Here is an 18282-nt window from a genome sequence, read left to right on the forward strand (position 1 = left end):
ATTTACTCTTGTACACTTAATTGGTATTTTTTCAGACGATCATATAACACAGATCTGCTTACTCCCAGTAATTTAGCTGCCTTGGATTTGTTACCGCCCGATTGCTCTAACGCTTGCTGTACAGCAGCTCTTTCTGCCTTTTCCATAAGGGTGCTCTCTGAATCAAATGAGAATGCGGTCATTTCATTTTTTCCATGACCCAACATGTATTCGGGTAAATCCGCTAGCTCAACTTTTCCGTGTTCACTGAACAGCATAGCGCGCTCCATTACGTTTCGAAGTTCACGTACGTTGCCAGGCCAATCATAGTCGATCATGGCTTTTACCGCCAGCGGGTCAATTCCGATAATGCTTGTCCCGTTCAGGCGATTTAATTCTTCCATGAAGAAAGGAATAAACAACAAAATATCTTTTTTCCTTTTCGCCAGTGGCGGAATTTCAAAAGAGATGACGTTTAATCGATAAAACAAATCGTTTCGGAATTCCCCATTTCGGACCATTTCCTCCAGGGAACGATGCGTTGCTGCTATAATGCGCACATCGACCTGGATACGCTCTGTTCCACCTACACGGTAAAATTCCTTTTCTTGGAGGACACGAAGCATTTTCGCCTGAAGCTGCAGCGACATATCTCCCACTTCATCTAGAAACAGGGTTCCCCCATTTGCCAAATCAAACTTTCCTTTTTTCCCTTTTTGCCTTGCCCCCGAGAAGGCTCCTTCTTCATATCCAAAAAATTCTGATTCTAATAAATGCTCCGGGATCGCGGCACAATTGACTGTTACAAATGGGCCATTGCTACGCCAGCTCATGCTGTGAATCGCATGGGCGAACAACTCTTTTCCGGTTCCACTCTCGCCTCTGATCAGAACAGTCGAGTTTCCTTTGGCTGTCTTCATGGCGCTGCGTATAATTTTCTCCATCTGAGGGTCCTGTGTGAGAATCTGCTCAAACGAGAATCGGGAGGTCTCGTGCTGCGCTTGTGGGGCTTGCTTCTCTTCTTTTTCACTCTTTTCCAGTCTACGTACGACTTCTTTCATTTCGTGCAGTCCACGGAACGAGATTTTCCCGATAACCCCGATGATTTCGTTGTCTTGCATAATGGGGACGCGATGCACGGTATATCGGATGCCTTTTACCTGCATCATCTCGCTATATTCTGGTAGACCTGATTTCATGACGCGGTCGAGTCCCAATTGAGGAAGAACGTCATGGATTGGCTTATATAAAATTTGCGATTCTTCAAACTCAAAAAGCTCAAGTAAAGATGGACTCACGAAGTTAACTTCTTTCCATTCATTGATCATGATCAGACCTTCGTACGCATTATCGATGACCGTCTGCAAAATACTCTTCCATTTGACTACGCTCTGTAGCTCCTGAGCCATTTTTTCCACTTGCGATACATCTTGAAACAGAAGGATGCACCCTTTTTTCCCAAAGCGAGAAATACGAGTAACGGCGTGACTATTCCCCAGTTGTAGCCGATAATGATCGGAAGGCTCCATGGACTCTAATTGAATACCTGAAATGAGCGAAGTTACCTCACGCTGGAGCAATTCTGCTTGTGTCAGCCCTATCATATTGCAAATTTTCTGATTGGCGAAAGTGATCCGTTCGGAATCATCCGTGATGATCGCGCCGAGCTCTGATCGAACCAGAATTTCTTCCAGTTGATCCTTCAAAGAACTCGTTGCTCGAAACAATGTGAAAATGATGTCCGTTTTGGTAAGCATTCCGGTTACTTGGTGGTCATCATTCAAAATGACGATGTTCCCCACTTCTGATTTTTGAATGATTTCTTGGATGTCTCCTACTGAACTGTCAATGTGAGTCCAAATGACGTCTTTTTTAATGAGGGAATGAATGGCGCTCGCTAATGGTTGTCCATCCAGAATGGCTTGATTGAGGCTGCTTCTGGTCAATACTCCATGCAATTTTTGATGCTCATCGGTAACAGGAATCGTATCCCATTTGGTCCGCTGTACGAATTGAATAGCATCAGACAAGGTATGTTCGGGGGAAAGACACTCATGTACGGGAGTAATGATATCCCTAAGCTGGGGCATTTCCTTCAACTCCATACATATAATTAGGGGCTGTTTTCATTTCTAACACATCTTGTATAGTGGAAACAAATCCCTTTTCATATTGTAACATGGTTTCAGAGTTGGCTAAGGAGTTTTTTCAAATGACTCTCATTTCAGTAATTTCAGTATTGACTAAAATAACTGAAAATAATTAAGATAATACACATAACATCTTTTAGGAAGTGATGCACATGAAAAAGTCTGCTTCGATTAGTGCTGTGCTCTTGTTTCTCACTATACTCGTAGGGGTTCTTGGCTCGTACAGCATCATTATGGCACTACCACTTATTGGAGAGGAATTTCAGCTGAATCCAGTGGAGCAAGGTGCGATTGTCAGTGTTTATTTCTTAGGCTTCGCGATTTTTACCATTCCGGGAGGGATCATTGCTGATAAACGAGGATCGAAGCAAATTATTGTAATCAGCTTGGTACTGTGGGCAATATTGACTGCGCTTACAGGGGCGGTCACAGGTTTTGCTGCCTTACTCGTTGTCCGTTTTTTGTTGGGGGTTATCGATGCCCCACTAATGCCTGCTATGTTAAAAGCGATTGCCGAACGAACACCTGCAAACATCCGTACGACCACATTATCCATCGTTTCATCAGCCGAACCAATTGGGACTGGACTTGCCCCTTTTCTGGTAGCACCATTGATTGCGATACTGGGATGGCAGGAAGCTACTTTTGTTACAGCATCAATCGGCCTGCTCTTGGCCCCCATTCTCTGGATATTCCTTCCCCGTCCTTTCGTAATTGAACAACCTTCAAGCTCAGTATCAAAATCGAAACCTATCCCTTTCCTATCTCTTATACGTAACGGGCATTTGTGGAAACTAACAAGTATGCTCTGCGGAATTCAAATCGTGATGGTTGGATGCTTGACATGGGTACCTACCTACTTAACAACTGAAAAACATCTCGCTATTACCCAATCAGGCTTATATGCATCGCTTCCTCTTCTCATTTCGATGCTTGGCTATTTGGCAGGCGGTTGGTTGTTTGACCGTTACTTTCATCAAAAGTTTCGAACGATGGTCATTCCGTCCCTTCTGTTCTCAACGATTTTTCTTACGCTTATGATCCTATCTGACAATGTCAACCTGTTTCTGTTGTTTGAGTCGATCTCTTTGTTTTTTCTATCCCTTACCACTCAACCTATTCTTGGACTTACCATGCGTATCATTCCCTCGGCTGCTTTGGGCACTGCTAGTGGAATTCTGTTAACCGGAGGAAAACTGGCAAGTATTTTTACACCAATCGCGATGGGCGCATTCATTCAGGCGTACTCCTTTCAAGCTGGTTTTTCCCTTTTGCTAGTAGGTGCAGGAATCGCTTTTGTTTCATCCTTTCTTATCCATCTCAAAAGGAGTGAGGAGCTTGACTAATTTCATTCAAAAACTGCTGCAAGACATGCCTGATTTCTCACATTTTCTAACCATTGAGGAATTGGACACCTCTTCCCGTGAATTAGCAGCCACCTATCCACATCTCGTTACCCTCAGTACCGTTGGTCACTCTACTGACGGACACCCCATCCTCATGCTGCGAATCGGAAATGGTCAACATCGGGCGCTGTTCGTCGGTTGTCCGCATCCAAATGAGCCGATTGGAGCTCTATCGCTAGAGTATCTCAGCAAAAAGCTATGTGAGGATACTGCCCTATTAGAGCAAATGGATTATACCTTTTATATCATCAAGGAAATCGATGTAGATGGCTGCCGACTGAATGAAGGTTGGTACGGTGGCCCGTTTTCTCCAGATTATTACATCCGCAGCTACTATCGTCCCGGTATACTCGAACAAGCTGAATGGACATTCCCGTATGCGTATAAAACGTTCAGCTTCAGCGAGCCCATACCTGAAACCGTTGCATTTATGCGGGCGATTGATGAAGCCAAGCCGCATTTCCTCAACAGCTTGCACAGCTCCGATCAAACCGGAACGTTTTATTATGTATCGACTCCTCTTCCCGATGCATTGTGCCAACAGATCATAAAACTGACCCATGATCATCAATTACCGCTGATGATCGGCGAACCTGAGGCACCATTCATGCCCCCTATCCAAGACGGTTTTTATCAGCTGCCTGAGCTGTCTACCATGTACGATTACTACCAAAGCATCCTACCTACTGGAGAAGACCCTGCGAAAGCAATCCTCATGGGTGGCTCATCCCGCGATTATGCTGGGTCACGTTACCGTACCTTTTGCCTTGTTTCGGAAATATCGTTGTTTACGGATCCAAGGATGGGAGATAAAACTGAAACCACTTATAGCTACAAGGATGCTATGCTGGACATAGCCAAACTGGAAGGGGAACAGATTGCTTTTTTATCCAAACAATACCAAAGCGCACAGGCATCCATAACGGTACCAACCAGATTTCAGCGATCTGTAGAGGATTTCCTGATCGGTATGGAGGAAACTCGCTCCCATCATTTAAAATTAGCGGAAAGTGATGCAGCTTTAGCGCGCTTCGCAACAGTAGCTGAAATGTTTGACTTGAAACTACGCACTCTATGGAGCTCTCTATGCTGTTGCAGCATGATGATCCGCATGCTGGACGCCCAGCCTGACAACATCACCCTTTCAGAGATTCGAGCAGATTCAGAAAAATGGCTGGATCAAGGCTTGCAAGAGCTACTCTCCTTTTTTAACTGGTCGATGCGTCCACTGCGCGAATTGTGCGGTGTCCAGCTAGGTTCTGCCTTGATGATCATGGAGTACCTTCGTCAAACCCATGAAAGCACTGCCACGCCACTAAAATAATGAGTGACATGAGCGCCTGTCAGCAGAGCAGGCGCATTTTCTTTTGGTATTTTCTGAAGAAAGCGATGACTATTGGTAGTATAATAGACAAAAGCATGGAAATCGGGAAAAACGAGGAAAAAGGAGTCATGAAGTTGGACAAATTAACGGCAGAAACGATGCAATTGATTGAAGAAATGGCTCTCCATCACGAAAATCAAGGATTATCCAGAATTGCTGGCCGGATTATTGGACTATTGATGGTCTCACAGGAACCACTTTCATCCGAGCAGATTGCCACTACATTGCAAGTCAGTCTAGGAAGTGTGTCTACCAATATACGCATTCTTTTAAAATTTGGATTCGCGGAAAAAAAGAGTGTGACAGGTGACCGTGTGAGCTATTACATCATGGCACCAAACGCCATTGAAGAAGAGATTTTACAGAATTTAGAGCGAATCCTATCATTGAAGAATGTCATAGAAAAAGGAATACAAATTGACAGCTTGAAGCAAAGTGAGCTCGTTATCCAGCGATTCCATGAGACGCTAGAAGCCATTGACCTATACAAGGAATCTCTCACCCAAATGCTCGCTGAGTGGAAGTACCGTCGCATGTAACATCAAACAGCTCGTATCAATGGAAAAGTAGAAAGGCAGCTTTGGCGCTGAAAAAGCCAAGGCTGCCTTTTTTCATAAGAGGATGGCATCGATCATTTGACAGGCGATATCTCATCTTCCGTCACCCATTTGTAGTTCTTCACTTCTCCTCCCCCTGTCGTGGGGGTGTAATCGATCATATAGACCGTCGTTGTATTTGCCGTATCAAGCTTGCCTGATGCATCGAGCATCCCTTTCACATGATCCGCCTTCAAAACGACTTCCGTTCCCGGATCATACGGTTGCTTGATGTGGTTTTTGATTTCCTCTTGAATAATCCATTTATAGCCCTTCACAGGGGGCTCACCCGTTGTAGGCGTATAGGTCACTGAATAGGCCGTTGTGTCGTAAGCGCCCACAATCTTTGCTTTTGCCCCTTGCATCCCCGGTTGGTGACTTGCTTTCAAGATGACTTCACTCCCTACTGTAAACGTAGGTTTCGGTACAATCTCTACTTGCTCCAGTACATCCGGTGCAGCAGGACCGCCACATGCACTTAACCCCATCGCGGTAACCAGCATGAGCGATAACAGTTTCCATCTTTTCATTCTAAACACCCCGAATTCTTAGTTGTCTGTCAAAGGTATTATGGGTACACAAGACCTTCCTTATCCACTTGCATCCTGCTCGTTGCTTTACTTGAATGCATCCTTGGACGGAATGGACAAATCCTTGTTTTCAATCAACTGTAAAAGCAGAGCATAGAATTACTTCCTCTGCTCACTTGGTAGGTCCTTGAGAATACTTTCGGCGCCAGAAAAACTCTTGTCCATACAGACGAACCGTCCAAGTAAAATGTTTCATGTAAAAAGAAACCAGTTCTATGGACCTGCTCGTGTCCTGAACTGGTTTTCGTTCTATTCCGCTGCAAGTATGTACTTTCTGAATAAATCAAGCGGGTAGAAGTTGTCCTCTGACCAACTTTTCCTTGAATCGATTCTTTCACTCCACCAATCCAAGCCGTAAGACCCAATCCTCTCGTATCTGGCCAATCAAATCCAGGAGTCATCGACAGCAAGTGAACAGCGTAATCGTGCGTTTAACGGGATCGACCGTTTTTTGCTCTAAATGGAAAATAGGAATAGATAGGAGTTTCTAAATCAGCAATCAGTCCTTGTTCGTATGCAAGATAACCGTCTTGAATGATGAGGCAGCTGGCGACCTTTTCTTTTCTGATCTTTCTGTCAAATCCTTTGAAAAGCTCTGTATCGAATCGCGTTTTTGCAGGGTCTGAAAATGGAAACAAGGGTGAATGCACGTGATTGTTCCTCCTTCCACCGACTGGCTTTTAAGACTCTTTCCCCGGTATTTCCCCCCGAAGGTAACGTTCGCCCCATTCACACATGAGATCCATGATTGGTTTGAGCGTTTCACCCAATTCACTCAATTCATATTCGACCTTTGGCGGTACTTGGCTGTATACGGTCCTGATGACAATTCCGTCCTCTTCCAGCTCACGAAGCTGCTGTGTCAGGATTTTTTGGCTAATGTCCGGCATTTGTTTTTTCAATTCGCTCGTTCTTTTTGGGCCGTAGTATAACTGACATAAAATCAAGGTTTTCCATTTGCCACCTAAAACATCTAGCGTTGCTTCAGAAGGAATCTGGTATGTATGTTTGAGCTTTGGCCTCATCGATTGGCTATCCTCCCTCATTCATACGATTTTTACAGGAACCTTTTTGTTCCTATGTTACTTTTTGGTATCGAAAGCACAAAAAAGTGCGTACTTTTCACATTCCATTATATGGTGCATGATTCGGATATACCAGCACCTTACTTGTAAAACGGGAGGGAAGGAAAATGGCGAATCGCCTACTGATCGCGGGAGGCTACGGTGTCATTGGCAGTGCAATCGCTCGCCTAATCCGGAGCATCAACAAAAATGTCGAGATTGTACTGGCAGGTCGCAATCCGGAAAAAGGGGCTCCTCTCGCTCGTGAACTCGGCCATTCTCAGACAGCTTACCTTGACTTGACGAGCGGTCAAACGATAGAGAATCTTGGCGAGCTGGATTTGATTGTCGTTGCCTTGCAAGATCCTGGAGATGTGCTCCTACAAGCTGCTTTGACAAAAGGGATTGCTCACATTGGGATTACGAAGCTTGCAGATGAACTATCCACACTCACATTTGCAGCCCTGCAAACACCACCGAAACGACCTATTGTCCCACTTGGTCATGCGCAGACGGGTATTCTAACATTTGTCGCGGCACAAGCAGCTATGGACTTTGCCCTGGTGGAATCCATTGAATTGGCGAGTCTCCACGACGAACGCGATCTGATTGGACCTTCAACACTGGAAGAGTCAGAAGGCTTTATCAGTCGAGCTCTCTTGCGACAAGATGCCCAATGGAAATGGGTCGATGCTACCCAACATGGAAGATTGGTGCGATTATCTGGTGATTACTCGGTGGAAGGCTTCCCGATGGCGATCTTGGATGTACCTAATTTGGCATCGATCACAGGTGCTCCGAACGTCCGCTTTGATTTTGTTTTGGGCGATTCGATTGGTACACGCGCAGGTAAATCGGCATCTCAAGATTTATATATCGAGATGAAGGGATTTTTGAAAACGGGAAAACCCGCCTCCTACCGTATTAGCATCTCTGATCCAAAGGGTCACGCCCATATGACAGCCCTTGGGGTTTTGCTATCGATTGAGCGCATTCTCGGATGGGATGGCAATCCACCCGCTGATGGAGGAGTTTATCTGCCTGACACCCTCCTCCCCATCGACACAGCTATCGCGCGCATCAAAGATTTTGGCGTACAAATTACTACAGAAATGGAGGGTGTATGAAAATGAAAGTACTGACAGTTGTTACCCATCCACGAACCAATTCCTTAACCTTTGCCGTTGCAGAACGTTTCGTTCAGGGACTAAAAGATGCAGGACATGAGGTTGAAGTTTTGGATTTGCATCGCATTGGGTTTCATCCTGTTTTATGGGAGGAAGATGAGCCAGATTGGAACAATGGGGATAAGAAATATTCCGAAGAGGTCGAGATTGAAATGGAGCGCATGAAAAAGCACGATGCGTTAGCCTTTATTTTTCCGATCTGGTGGTTCAGCATGCCTGCCATGTTGAAAGGATATATCGATCGCGTCTGGAACAACGGGTTTGCCTATGGTTCACGTAAACTGCATCATAAGCATGCATTGTGGATCGGTCTCGCAGCTGCTCATGAAGATCATTTTCAAAAAAGAAATTATGACCAAATGATGGTTCACCACCTCAATGTCGGGATCTCCAGTTACGTCGGAATCGACGATTCGAGGGTTGAGTTCCTTTATGACACCTTGGCGCAAAATCCTGTGCATCTCGAGCAGTTGTTGGACCGTGCTTATCACATGGGATTCCATTTTGGAAAAAAAGAGAGCCTGTCTATTTAAATTTATCTGAGCTATCGGTGGGCAAATTAATGTTCTCAAAATGACCTTTCCAGACAAAGATGAGGAGTACTGGACAAAGGGCGAGGATGGAACCGTTGCCTAATGAGTTCATTTTGTAAAAGAAAAAGCACCTCGTGGGTGCTTTTTTGTCTATCTATTAAGTAGGTAACTATTTCAACCAAAAATTAATAACCGTATCCCAACCTTTTTCCCCTCTAATTTCCACCGGGTCTGATACTGCGAGAATTCTATTGTTTGAGTCTACAGCATAAGCAGTTAATCTGTATAGTTTTCCAATTCTGAAACTATAAATTTTTGAGCTAGTAGTGTACGAGGTACCAGTCATATCCTCATATCCATCGGTAATATTGTAACGAACCCACTTATATCTATCTACACCTGGAATATAATTAAACTTCACCCCAATATCTTGAAACACATCTTCATACTTTTCGTCTTCATTAGGAGATATTGATAAAATGGTTGATGACGAATATTGTGTGGATGCAGTAGTTACAGGTGTTTGCTGTCCCTCCTGTGCAAATGCAGGAACTGCTGAAGTCAATAATGCTAGTGTTGCTAAACTAGTCATAAACTTTTTCATCGTAAAACACTCCTTCTTACTCTTCTTTTTACTCGCCCTCAGAAGAGAAGCAAGTTGACAGGGGAATAGACTTGGTAGCGACATTCGAACATTACAAAATATACACAATTTCCATCTCCTTCCATTTTTTACAAAAACATCATAACACGCAATTTTAAATAATACAACTGTATCATTTTAAGTTACTCTGGCATTTTTTTCGGCTAGTGTCTCCGCAGAGAGCCACCCCTCTCCGTTTATTTATCTTCCAATCGATCCGATACATTACTTCCCGCACCCGAAATTCCCCCGAATATTTCGGTGATCATTGACAGTCATCTTTTCGCGTTTTGTCTCTCATTTCTCAAGCCAATCACATCTATGAGCACGAAAAGAGAAAGCCCCCTTTTTCTTATGAGAAAAAGAAGGCTTTCGACTATGTGTATACGCGTTACGCAAGTACCTCAACTGTGAAGCCACCAGGAGCTTTCACATAAAACGTCCATCCGTGCGATCTTACTGGCGGAGCTACTTTGTAACCATCTTCTTTTAAGCGTTGATTGATTTCATTTACTTTCTCTTCGCTCTCCTGGATGAAGCCGATATGAAATGTCTTGGGATATTGGACTTCGGCACCCTTCATCAAGGTAAACACCAGGCCGTTATCGTCAAATAGGACCCCAAAATTATCGCCACGGGCATCTGCCGACGTATCTAACTTTTTCAGGCCAAAATATTTCTCCAAGAAATCAGAAGCAGCTGGAACATCCGTAACGGTAAGATTGACGTGATTCAATTTCATAATGACCACACATCCTTTGCACGAGATTAATTCAAGCGTAGCACATTCATGCAAGTGCTAATCTTGACAGGCTCCGAGGCTGATCATTGTCATGAATATCCGTCACTTATCTTTAAGGTTTCACGATAAACCTATTTGTTCACAGCTACTTTTGATTTGTTTACGATATGAATGGCATGACCTAACACCGCTTCGGCAGCCTCCAGCCATATCTCGCTTAAAGTGGGATGCGGATGCATGGTTAACGCCACATCCTCTACACGTGCAGCAAGCTCAAGTGCAAGCACACCCTCCCCGATCAGGTTCGATGCATCAGCACCTACTACGTGCATTCCCAACAACAAATGACTTTCTTGATCCACGATCACTTCTGCAAAACCTTCTCCTTCATCCATGGCGAGTGCTCTGCCATTCGCTCGATAAGGGAAGGCTGCTACTTTGACTTTATACCCTTGAAGCTCTGCCTCTTCTCGTGTCATCCCCACACCCGCAATTTGCGGCTCGGTAAAAATCACATAAGGGACATAAGGGGAATCTACACTGCTAGGCAGCCCTGCGATCACCTCGGCTGCCACAATCCCTTGCTTCGTCGCACGATGGGCTAACGCAGGGCCAGGTGTTACATCGCCGATGGCAAAAATATGCGACTTGTTCGTACTACCAGTCGATGTCACGGGAATATAGCCGCGCTCGTCCATTTCTACTCCCACCTGAGCAAGTCCGAGTTCACCTGTGTTAGGCACTCGCCCAATAGTGACGAGCGTTTTATGTGCGGTGATACTTTCAGAACCGTTCTTTTCCGAAGTACATACGAGTGTGACTCTTCCGTTCGCTACCTCAGCCTTTTCTACTTTTGTCGCGATCTTTACCGTCATCCCGAGCTGTTTTGCCTGCTTGAGCACTTCTTGGGAGAGATGGGCAGCTGTTTGCGGCAAAATGCGCTGGGTTGCCTCAATGACGGTCACCTGTGATCCAAGCTTGGCAAACGCCATCCCGAGCTCCATTCCAATATAACCCCCGCCGATAATAGCCAGTGTTTCCGGTACTTCATCCAATGCCAGCATATCAGTAGAATCCAGAATATATTCTCCATCTGTTTTCAAAAACGGTGGAATGAATGGACGTGATCCTGTCGCGATAATCGCTTGTTTGAATTTGTACGTTTCAAAATCGCCACTCGTCTCTACGCCAATCCGATCACTCGAGAGAAATGTCGCTGTCCCCTTTACGACTGTAACCCCATTGGCCTGGCAGAGATAATCGACCCCATTGTTCAGTTGAGCAACGACAGAGGACTTCCACGTCTGCCAGCTCGACATATGGAAGGTCGATTTCCCTGTAGGCAGTTGGATTCCAAGCTTATTCAGACTACTTAGCTTGTGGTATTCACCTGCTGTATGAATCAATGCTTTCGACGGAATGCATCCGCGATTCAAGCAGACTCCACCCAGTACTTCTTTTTCAATTAGAACGACCGATTTCCCCAGCTGCCCGAGACGAATAGCGGCTGCATAACCTCCTGGCCCACCACCGATGACAACCACATCTGTTTCGACTGCTACTTCGCCGACTACCATCTATACCATCTCCGCAAACAATAGATTCGGATCTTCCAGCAGCTCCTTGATCCGGTTGGTAAAACGCACTGCCGTCACGCCATCGATCAGGCGGTGATCAAACGAAAGTGACAGGTTCATCATCCAGCGAATGACCCCTTCATCCTCACGCACAACCCATCGCTTCTCCATTTTGTGCAAGCTGATAATGGCCACTTCGGGGTGATTAATGATGGGAGTTGCTTGCAGTCCCCCGATTGGACCTACATTGCTGATCGTGAAGGTGCCGCCTGTTATGTGTTCCATGGTCAATTTGCCTTCGCGAGCCAAGCGAGCCAGTTGATCGATTTCTTCTGCGAGTTGAAAAATCGATTTGTGGTCTGCATCCTTGATGACTGGTACGATCAATCCATCAGGCGTATCTGTAGCAATGCCGATATGGTAAAAGCGCTTGAGCAAGATTTCATTCGTATGCTCATCAATCGATGCGTTAAGCGTCGGGAATTCCTTCAGTGCAATGACCAGCGCCTTGATAAAGAACGGCAGGAAGGTCAACTTGATATTTCGCTTATCCGCATGAGGCTTTACCTTTTCGCGCAAAGCACGCAGCTGATCCATCTCCAGCTCATCGACAGAAGTAACATGCGGAATGATTGTGACTGATTTCACCATATGCTCGGCAATCTTTTTCCGGATGCCTTTTAACGGTAGCCGTTCGATATCTCCCTGTGACGAGGTGGCTACACGCGTAGCGGACCCTGTTTTCGGCTGAACAACTGCTTCAGTCTCAACCGCGACTGTACATGCCTCTAACAAACGCTCATTGCCAGTAGCCGTCGTTGGAAACTTAGCTGGTGCAGATTTTTGCAGTCGATTGGCGAATTGGCGCAAATCTTCTTCCGTCACACGCCCCGCTGCTCCTGTACCCGTTACCAACTCGATATCCAGCTTCATCTCCCGTGCTAGCTGCCGAACGTATGGCGTGGCCAATGAGCGTCGGTGATCAGCACGAGCTGGTGCAAAATTGACTGTTTTTTCCGGGTTTACAACCTTTTCTGGAAGCTTTGTCTCTTCCTTCTTTGCATCCGTTCCTGCATCGATCACGAGAAGGGTAGTTCCGACCTCTACTGTTTCCCCTTCCGCTATGAAAATTTCACGAATGATACCAGTCACTGGCGCAGACAACTCGGCATTCACCTTGTCTGTCTGCACCTCCAAGAGTGGCTGATCCTGTTGAACGGATTCACCCGTTCGTACCAGCACTTTTACGATTTCACCTTCATGCATACCTTCTCCCACATCAGGAAGCTTGAACTCAACCATATGACTCGCTCCTTCTCTTAAAACGTAGCCGTTTCCATAATTCCGTCCTTCACGCGTTCAGCTGTTGGCAAATAGTCATCCTCGATGCTAAATTGCGGGACGGGCACGTCATATCCGGTAATCCGTTTCACGGGAGCCTTCATGTAAATCAATGCTTCATCATTGATGATGGAGATGATCTCTGCACCCAAGCCAGCAGTCTTATGCGCTTCGTGTACGACAACTGCACGTCCAGTCTTTTTGACCGAGGCTATGATCGTATCCCGATCCAATGGATAGAGCGTGCGCAGATCAATGACTTCACAACTCAAGCCGTTTTCGCGCTCGATCTGTTTCGCAGCATCCTCTGCGACACGAAGCATCGCTCCCCAAGCAAAAATGGATACATCCGAGCCTTCCTGGACGACCTTCGCTTTTCCGATGGGCACACGATACATTTCTTCCGGAACCTCTTGTTTAAATGCGCGATACAGCTTGGTCGGCTCTAAAAAAATGACTGGATCAGGATCTTCCATTGCTGCAATCAGCAAGCCTTTCGCATCATAAGGTGTGCTTGGTGCCACAACCTTTAAACCAGGGACATGGGCAAAAAACGTTTCGACACTCTCCGAATGAAGCTCAGGCCCACGAATCCCTGCCCCGTACGGCGTGCGTATGACCAGCGGTACATGGTACTGTCCGCGGGTCCGATAGCGCATGCGTGCAGCATGAGAAACAATTTGTTCAAAGCCCGGATAAATAAAAGCAAGGAATTGAATCTCGACCACAGGAATTTTCCCGTTCATGGCAAGACCGATTGCCGCCCCGATTATTCCCGCCTCAGCTAGCGGCGTATCCACTACACGGTCCGGACCGTACTTGTGAATCAACTCTTCGGTCGCCCGGAACACACCACCGTTTACGCCAATATCCTCGCCAAGCAGCATCATGCGTGAATCATCTGCCAATTTTTGATCCATGGCTTCCGTGATTGCTTGAATCATCGTCAGTTTGCGTTTCATGCTGGGATTCCCTCCTGCTTCGATGGCTTGACGAGCTCGCTCTCCTGTTCCGTTGCCATCCACGATGGTTCAGCGTAGACGTGCTTGAACATGTCTTCCGGCTTGGACTTCGGATAGCTTTCTGCTTCGACAAGAGCGGCGTCGATTTGTTCATTCACCCGTGCGATCAGCTCTACTTCCTTCGTTTCATTCCACAACCCTTGATTCTCCAGATATACACGCAGCCGTTGGAGTGGGTCGCGTTCTTGACGCCATTCCTCGGACAAGCTCTCTTGATCCCTGTATTTCTTCGGATCATCTGCGGTTGTGTGCGCGCCATAGCGGAATGTCACCGCTTCGATCAACGTCGGTCCTTTGCCATCTAACGCACGTTGCATGGCTTCTTTCATGGTCAGCCAAACAGCAAAGATATCATTACCGTCTATCCGAACCCCAGGGATGTCATACGCGGCCGAACGTTGTGCAATCGTTTTCGATGCAGACTGCTGCGAAAACGGAACGCTGATCGCGAAGCCGTTGTTTTGGCAGAAGAAGATGGTCGGCGTTTGAAACACACCTGCAAAATTCAATGCCTCATGAAAATCGCCTTCTGAGCTTGCCCCGTCACCAAAGTAGGCGATGCTGACATGCTTTTCGTTTTGCAGCTTGCTCGCCCAAGCAGTCCCTACCGCATGAACCATTTGAGTCGCGATCGGTACACATGGCGGCATGATGTGCAGATGTTTCGGGCTGATGCTCCCTTCCATGTGGCCCATCCAATAGAGAAACACCCGTGCCATGGATTGACCATGGACGATCGCTGCCGCATGGTCTCGGTAGGTCGGGAAAAGCCAATCTCCAGGCGTCAGTGCCATCGCGCTGCCTACTTGTGAAGCTTCCTGCCCTTCAAATGGAGCATACGTGCCCATTCTGCCTTGTCGCTGCAGGTTAATCGACTTGCGGTCAAACTGGCGAACCAGCACCATATTTTCATACATCTTGATCATCGTTGCCTCGTCTAATTGCCCCTTAAGATCGCCTACCAGCTCACCCGCTGGACTCAATACCTGATATAATGAAGACATGGAAACATCCCTCTCTTTTTCGCTGAAAAACACCGCGGTGTCTTTCGATATTGTGATTCGACTCGTCATGCTTCTGCTTTCCTCCCTATAGAAGAGCAAGTAGCATGCCAAACAATTGAAAGCGATTTCACAACAAAACGATTCGAAAATGCTCATTTTTGCATATGCAACATTGCACACGGATGATTAATTCTGATTATTCCGTTTACAAGCCTACTTAGGAGGACTTCGATGTATCAAACCAAGTATTTCCAGGCCAGTGACAATCATGAGCTGGCAAAATTGCTGACGACCATCTTCAGTACGTCCCACGATGGATTGGCGATCTGTGACCGTAACGGCTACGTCCTGCTCTACAATGAGGCGTACTTGAACATCACGGGAGTTCCCGCCGACATCTTGAATAATTTTAGCTTTATGGAGCAAAAAGAAATGCATCTTGTTCCTGACTCTTCTGCTGTACGTACGATTTTGACAAAACAAACCCATAGTGTCGTGATCGATTATGCAAACGGTCGGCAAGCGATTAACACGGCTACTCCGCTGCTCGATCCAAACAAGGAATTATTGTTTGTCGTGGGAAATGTGCGTGACGTCACAGAGCTGAATCAGCTTCAGAAGGAGCTGGAGGAAACACGTCAAATCAGTTCGGCATATCAAAGGGCGCTGGAGCATATCCAAACCGATGGTGACTTTGACGAGCAGATCATTTATCGCAGTGGGCTCATGCATCGAATCGCTTCACTCGCCAAACGCTTTGCGACCAACGACTCCCCCGTCCTTTTGCTAGGCGAGTCGGGTGTCGGTAAGGATGTCATGGCGAATTACATTCACGCCCAAAGCGGACGTACAGGGGAATTTATTAAGATAAACTGTGGGGCCATTCCCGAGCATTTGCTCGAGTCCGAATTGTTTGGCTATGAGAAAGGCGCCTTTACGGGGGCAAGTCAATCGAAGGAGGGATTGTTTGAGCTAGCGGATCGAGGAACCATTTTTCTCGATGAGATTGGAGACCTCCCTTTTCCTTTACAGGTGAAGCTCTTGAATGTATTGCAGGATGGGCGGATTCGCAGACTCGGGGGGAAAACATCGCGTCAGGTTAACATGCGAATCATCGCTGCCACCAATAGCGACCTGGAATCGATGGTGGAACAAAAACGGTTTCGGCAGGATTTGTTCTACCGGCTAAATGTACTTGCTCTCACCATTCCACCCTTGCGTGAACGCCGCGAGGATATTCCGGCTCTCATTTTCTACTATTTGAAAAAGCTCGAATGGAAGTACCAGCAAGAAATGCGCATCGAAACAGATGCGTTAGAGGCACTGATGGATTATGACTGGCCAGGGAATACACGCGAGCTGAAAAATGTGGTGGAACGTTCTTTCCACATGTGTGAAAATGGGCGAATTACATTTGATCAGTTACCGGTGTCCATTCGCAATACCCAGCAGACAGCCCTGCCGCTCCATCTCGCCAAAATGGATGAGCTGTTGCCGCTAAAAGAAGCGGTCGAACGGTTTGAACGTGCATATATCCAACGACTCTTGAAAGAAACAGACACCATGCAGCAGTGTGCGGATAAGCTGCAAGTGAACATATCCACGCTCGTGCGAAAAAAACGCAGCCTCAGAATTAAATAGCGCAAAAGGAACAGCCCGATACGCGTAGGTTCGGGCTTTCTCGTTATTTCAGAGTGTGGTCTCGCAAAACATCCGAGGGCTATTTCACAAGCCCTTCTCTTAATGTGTGGATCCCATGCTCCAGATACCCCTTCAAACAGCTTAAGACGTACACCCAGCCTTCTTTGTTGTCGACTATTTTTTGAAGGAGCGCAGGATCATTTTCTTGAAAGCCCTCTTCGTTCACTTCAATGATCGTCGTGGCTTCATCCAACGCGTTTAACGTAATTGTTACGGTATTTTCTTCTCCAGCCCACTGGAAAAAGATGCGCTTATTCACTTCGATTTCGTGAACGGTAATCCCTACTTCTGCGTTGTAAATATCGAAGAATAACGTAATGTTCTTCCCTTCCTCCCACCTTGCCGAGCTGGAAGAGAACCAGAAGTTGCCGATTTTCGCCGGGTCCACGAAAGCTTCGAACACTTCATGCGCAGGTCTGTTAATCTGAAATTTTGTAAGATTATTCATGCGTCCGTCAACTCGCTTTCTGATTGCTGCTTCCACCGTATCATAATCACATTTGCGAGACAAACGATAGAATGACTCCCTTTTATTCTTTTACTGCCCCAGAAGTAAGGCCAGAGATAATCCGCCTTTGGAAAATCAACACCATTACTACGAGAGGGATCGTCACGATGATGGAGGCAGCAGATATTTCTCCCCACGGGATTGTAAACATTCCCTGAAACATGACGATTCCCACAGGCACAGTCTTCATCGCTTCCTGTGTATTCAATGTCAGGGCGAACAAAAATTCGTTCCACGCTGCTATAAAAACGAGGATGGCCGTCGTAAAAACCCCAGGCATGGCGAGTGGGAAAAACACTTTGGTCATCGTCTGCCAAATGCTCGCGCCGTCTACTTTGGCTGCTTCGCCCAAATCACTCGGTATTTTGCGGAAAAAGATGGTCAAATTCCAGATCGCAAGCGGAAGCGCGAAAGTTGTATAAGGAATGATCAGACCGATGTAGCTGTTCGTTAAGCCCATCGATTGCATGAACATAAAAATAGGCGAAATAGTAGCGATCTGCGGAAACATGGACACAGCCAGTACGACACCTAATATAATTGTCTTTCCCCGAAAGGACAGCCAGGCAATCGCATAGGCAGCAAAAGAAGCGATCGTAATGGAGTAGAGTGTGGTTAACGTCGCCACGACAGTCGAATTCCACAAGTAACGGGCAAACGGTCTTTCCGTGAAGACGCGGACAAAGTTGTCAAATGAAGGATTTTGGATGATAAAATGAAAGGCTCGCTCTCCAAACAGCTCCGCTGGTGGCTTCAATGCTGCGAGGAGAATCCATAAAAACGGGAACATCACTAGAAAGACGAATAGCAGTAAACCCACGTAAAACAAGGGACCCGTATGTTTGCGCATCCAAT

General features: G+C 46.4%; 18 protein-coding genes. 6 read left to right on the plus strand and 12 right to left on the minus strand.

Annotated elements, in window-relative coordinates:
- Positions 1-2: 2 nt before the first annotated feature.
- On the minus strand, positions 3-2069 hold the full coding sequence (locus HPY28_RS01395; protein ID WP_174229949.1) for a sigma-54-dependent Fis family transcriptional regulator: 2067 nt from the start codon (positions 2067-2069) through the stop codon (positions 3-5).
- 212 nt (positions 2070-2281) lie between these two features.
- Between HPY28_RS01395 and HPY28_RS01400 the strand changes: the two genes are divergently transcribed.
- From HPY28_RS01400 to HPY28_RS01410, 3 genes are all read left to right on the plus strand, one after another.
- The gene (locus tag HPY28_RS01400) at positions 2282-3475 is read left to right on the plus strand and encodes an MFS transporter (RefSeq protein WP_174229950.1); all 1194 of its coding nucleotides are present in this window, start codon (positions 2282-2284) and stop codon (positions 3473-3475) included.
- A complete protein-coding gene (locus HPY28_RS01405) occupies positions 3459-4859 on the plus strand; it encodes a M14 family zinc carboxypeptidase (RefSeq protein WP_371813410.1) in 1401 nt (466 codons plus the stop codon). The genes HPY28_RS01400 and HPY28_RS01405 overlap by 17 nt, the downstream gene beginning before the upstream one ends.
- A gap of 128 nt (positions 4860-4987) precedes the next feature.
- Entirely contained in the window at positions 4988-5458 is a 471-nt protein-coding gene (locus HPY28_RS01410; protein ID WP_173621754.1) for a GbsR/MarR family transcriptional regulator, read from the plus strand.
- A gap of 92 nt (positions 5459-5550) precedes the next feature.
- Here HPY28_RS01410 and HPY28_RS01415 read toward each other — a convergent pair whose 3' ends face one another.
- From HPY28_RS01415 to HPY28_RS01425, 3 genes are all read right to left on the minus strand, one after another.
- Entirely contained in the window at positions 5551-6045 is a 495-nt protein-coding gene (locus HPY28_RS01415; RefSeq protein WP_173621753.1) for a YdhK family protein, read from the minus strand.
- A 491-nt stretch (positions 6046-6536) separates the two neighbouring features.
- On the minus strand, positions 6537-6755 hold the full coding sequence (locus tag HPY28_RS01420; protein WP_174229952.1) for a hypothetical protein: 219 nt from the start codon (positions 6753-6755) through the stop codon (positions 6537-6539).
- Positions 6756-6785: 30 nt separating this feature from the next.
- Positions 6786-7130, minus strand: coding sequence for a winged helix-turn-helix transcriptional regulator (locus HPY28_RS01425; protein ID WP_007721669.1), 345 nt, complete (start codon positions 7128-7130; stop codon positions 6786-6788).
- Between the two features lie 167 nt (positions 7131-7297).
- Here HPY28_RS01425 and HPY28_RS01430 point away from each other — a divergent pair, with 167 nt between their 5' ends.
- The gene (locus tag HPY28_RS01430) at positions 7298-8296 is read left to right on the plus strand and encodes a hypothetical protein (protein WP_017248399.1); all 999 of its coding nucleotides are present in this window, start codon (positions 7298-7300) and stop codon (positions 8294-8296) included.
- Positions 8297-8298: 2 nt separating this feature from the next.
- On the plus strand, positions 8299-8889 hold the full coding sequence (locus tag HPY28_RS01435; RefSeq protein WP_026043077.1) for an NAD(P)H oxidoreductase: 591 nt from the start codon (positions 8299-8301) through the stop codon (positions 8887-8889).
- 169 nt (positions 8890-9058) lie between these two features.
- Here HPY28_RS01435 and HPY28_RS01440 read toward each other — a convergent pair whose 3' ends face one another.
- From HPY28_RS01440 to pdhA, 6 genes are all read right to left on the minus strand, one after another.
- Positions 9059-9493, minus strand: a complete 435-nt coding sequence (locus tag HPY28_RS01440) for a hypothetical protein (RefSeq protein WP_017248397.1) — start codon at positions 9491-9493, stop codon at positions 9059-9061.
- A 430-nt stretch (positions 9494-9923) separates the two neighbouring features.
- Positions 9924-10274 carry a VOC family protein gene (locus tag HPY28_RS01445; RefSeq protein ID WP_017248396.1) on the minus strand — a complete coding sequence of 117 codons (351 nt, stop codon included), beginning with the start codon at positions 10272-10274 and terminating at the stop codon, positions 9924-9926.
- 131 nt (positions 10275-10405) lie between these two features.
- Positions 10406-11851: a dihydrolipoyl dehydrogenase gene (gene lpdA / locus HPY28_RS01450; protein ID WP_017248395.1), complete on the minus strand. Its 1446-nt coding sequence runs from the start codon at positions 11849-11851 to the stop codon at positions 10406-10408.
- On the minus strand, positions 11852-13153 hold the full coding sequence (locus HPY28_RS01455) for a dihydrolipoamide acetyltransferase family protein (protein WP_174229953.1): 1302 nt from the start codon (positions 13151-13153) through the stop codon (positions 11852-11854).
- 17 nt (positions 13154-13170) lie between these two features.
- A complete protein-coding gene (locus HPY28_RS01460) occupies positions 13171-14154 on the minus strand; it encodes an alpha-ketoacid dehydrogenase subunit beta (protein WP_173621747.1) in 984 nt (327 codons plus the stop codon).
- Positions 14151-15218 carry a pyruvate dehydrogenase (acetyl-transferring) E1 component subunit alpha gene (pdhA, locus tag HPY28_RS01465; protein ID WP_174230163.1) on the minus strand — a complete coding sequence of 356 codons (1068 nt, stop codon included), beginning with the start codon at positions 15216-15218 and terminating at the stop codon, positions 14151-14153. Before pdhA ends, HPY28_RS01460 begins: the two co-directional genes overlap by 4 nt.
- Before the next feature lie 231 nt (positions 15219-15449).
- Here pdhA and HPY28_RS01470 point away from each other — a divergent pair, with 231 nt between their 5' ends.
- Entirely contained in the window at positions 15450-16859 is a 1410-nt protein-coding gene (locus HPY28_RS01470) for a sigma-54 interaction domain-containing protein (protein ID WP_017248391.1), read from the plus strand.
- 79 nt (positions 16860-16938) lie between these two features.
- Here HPY28_RS01470 and HPY28_RS01475 read toward each other — a convergent pair whose 3' ends face one another.
- Both HPY28_RS01475 and HPY28_RS01480 read right to left on the minus strand, forming a co-directional pair.
- Complete coding sequence (locus HPY28_RS01475; RefSeq protein ID WP_017248390.1) at positions 16939-17430, minus strand: SRPBCC family protein; 492 nt, start codon at positions 17428-17430, stop codon at positions 16939-16941.
- 19 nt (positions 17431-17449) lie between these two features.
- Positions 17450-18277 (minus strand): carbohydrate ABC transporter permease, encoded by an 828-nt coding sequence (locus HPY28_RS01480; protein ID WP_017248389.1) that lies wholly within the window; start codon positions 18275-18277, stop codon positions 17450-17452.
- Positions 18278-18282 lie beyond the last annotated feature (5 nt).

Origin of the sequence: Brevibacillus sp. HB1.2 (genome assembly GCF_013332495.1) — a bacterium.
Taxonomy (GTDB): domain Bacteria; phylum Bacillota; class Bacilli; order Brevibacillales; family Brevibacillaceae; genus Brevibacillus; species Brevibacillus porteri.